General features: G+C 66.0%; 2 protein-coding genes and 1 pseudogene. All 3 read right to left on the minus strand.

Going from position 1 to position 2,448, the window contains the following annotated elements; genetic code table 11:
- Positions 1-569: TylF/MycF/NovP-related O-methyltransferase (locus A5622_RS20915; RefSeq protein ID WP_066865905.1), on the minus strand; the 569-nt coding region annotated here is incomplete at its 3' end.
- Positions 570-816: 247 nt separating this feature from the next.
- Positions 817-1,926: an NAD(P)-dependent oxidoreductase gene (locus A5622_RS20920; RefSeq protein WP_066880972.1), complete on the minus strand. Its 1,110-nt coding sequence runs from the start codon at positions 1,924-1,926 to the stop codon at positions 817-819.
- A 177-nt stretch (positions 1,927-2,103) separates the two neighbouring features.
- Positions 2,104-2,448, minus strand: a pseudogene (locus A5622_RS29815) (sulfotransferase family protein); the annotation flags it as partial.

Here is a 2,448-nt window from a genome sequence, read left to right on the forward strand (position 1 = left end):
TGCAGGGTGTCCTTGAACCAACCCGGCAAAAACCGCACCTGATCATCGAGCAACCCATAGCGCTCGAAATTCGCTTTGACCTGCGCCTGCGGTATCGCCAGCACACCGGCGGCGCGATGCAACCTGATGCCCTTGTCCGCCTCGTAGTGCGCGGTGTCCGGGGGCGGCACCCCTTCGAACGAATCACACAGCCACACCCGGCGTTCTTTATCGCCATAGGCCGACAGCACGGCGCGCATCAGGATCGACGCCCCACCCCGCCACACACCGCACTCGACGAGATCGCCCGGTACGTCTTCCTGCAGGACCGTCTCGACGCACCGCTGCAAACTGGTCAGGCGCTGCATGCCGATCATCGTCAGGGCATCCGCCGGCCAGTCGAGGCCCAGATCACGAGCCTGCTTGTTGAACGGCCGCTTGCGCACCAGCATCAACTTGCGGGTGCTGAACAGCGGACGCCCGAGATAGTTCCAGCCGACCGGCACCAGCTCGTCGCTGCCGTACCGGGTGAGGTTACGTCGCAGCAGGTCAAGGTATGCGGATCGGGTATCGAGAAAAGGAGATCGCATGTCACGATCGGCCACGGTCAAAGCTGCCCCTTAGTTCAGATGAAGTACTGGCGGTGATGACCTCGGCAACGTCGAGGCCGTCAATGCGTTGCGCATTTCCAACTAGCTCGCCTCACCGGCCTCCTTGACCTACCCCGCTCCTACCGGCGAGCTGACGCAGCCCTACCGAGCAGTAGCAACCATCATAGGCGTAAATTTGCGCTGCCTCGGTTGCCGGGTTTGCTGTGGTTAACTGGGGCCACGGCCCTCAGCGGCGCCCTGCCTGGTCCATGACCGGACGGCCGGATTCGTTCGACGCGGCGGGGGCATCGGATTGCCCGCCGATCCATTCGAGCAGGGCGGACAGGCCCTCGCCGAGTGTGGCCTTCGGCTCCCAGCCGAGCTGGGTCCGCGCCGGCTCGATATCGCAGCTCGCGGCGCGCACGTCGCCGTCGCGGAATTTTCCGACGACGACCGGTTCGGGGGCGTCACACATGGCGGCGATCGTGTTGGCCAGCTCGTGGATGGTGGTCGCGCTGCCGGATCCGATGTCCAGGCAGCGCGGCTGGGTGGCCGGCCGCTGCACGGCCGCGAACAACGCGTCGACGACGGCGTCGATGTAGACGAAGTCGCGCACGATCCGGCCGTCTTCGTAAACCTCCAGCGCGTGGCCCTGACGCGCCAACCGCGCGAACAGCGCGACGATCCCGGTGTACGAGTTGGTCAGCGACTGGCCGGGGCCATAGACGTTTTGCAGGCGCAGCACGCTGAGATTGGTGTCGTGCGCGGCCGTCCAGGCGGCCATCAGATGCTCCTGGGCGAGCTTGGTCGCCGCATAGACGTTGGTGGGCCGGGGCTCGGTTCGGTCGGCGCGGCTCGGCAGCGGCACCGCCGGTTCACCGGCCGGTCCTTGCGGATCCCAGACGCCCGCCACCAGCTGTGCGTGGCTGCGTGGCTTCGGATAGAAGATGTGCGCGCCGGACTGCCATGCGCCCTCGCCGTAGACCGCCCGCGAGGACGCCAGGACCAGTTGCTCGGGCACGATGCCTGAGCGGCTCAAGGCGTCGAGAAGTTGAGTGGTGCCAACGACATTCACCGAGCCGTGCCGGTTCGCCTCGGAGAGCGACTGCGCGGTCCCGGTCTCGGCCGCCAGGTGGACGATCTGAGCGGGGCGGAACAATCGCAACACGGCGTCCCAATCGGGCGCGTGGGTGACGTCACCGGTGAACAACCGCACGGTGGGCGGCAACTCGATCGGGCGGCCACCGCCGTGCACCTGCGGATGCAAGACGTCCATCACCGCGACGTCGTATCCGGCCTCGACGAGACGGTGTGAGAGCGCCGACCCGATGAATCCTGCCCCACCACTGATGAGCACGGACGCTGACAAGAATCGACGCCTTTCTTTCGTGTGCAGAAGAAATCGCCGGCACCCAGCGGCGCGCGGTCCGGTCGATCATATCGGGCGCTTCGCGCGCCATCAGAGGATTCTGCGAAGCGCACGGGCACATCGAATGCGCACAAGGGTGCGCGAGCGGCCCCGCGGCGCAGAACGCTAGGCCCAAGTCCCCTTGTGCCGATGCGCCATCGCCATGACCTCCATCACCGGCCGCGCGATGACTGGCCGGAAGATGCGGAAAAGCATGCTGTGCGATAGGCCGTGAAAGTCCTCGAACGCCTTGCGGAAGTCGCGCTCGCCTTGCCGGTAGGACGCGAAAACGCGGTCCAACGTGGAGAAGTCGACGGAATCGTCCTGGGCGGCGTCATGTAACGCCTCGTACACAAGGGATATCCAATCCGCGCCGAACAGGTCCGTCACCGGCCCGCGGTGCCGCTGGCGATGCAGACCGGGGGTGATGAACTGTTCGATCGCGGCCTCGTCCTGGGTGTGCAATTCGAC

Origin of the sequence: Mycobacterium sp. 1245801.1 (assembly GCF_001673055.1) — a bacterium.
Classification (GTDB): Bacteria; Actinomycetota; Actinomycetes; order Mycobacteriales; family Mycobacteriaceae; genus Mycobacterium; species Mycobacterium europaeum_A.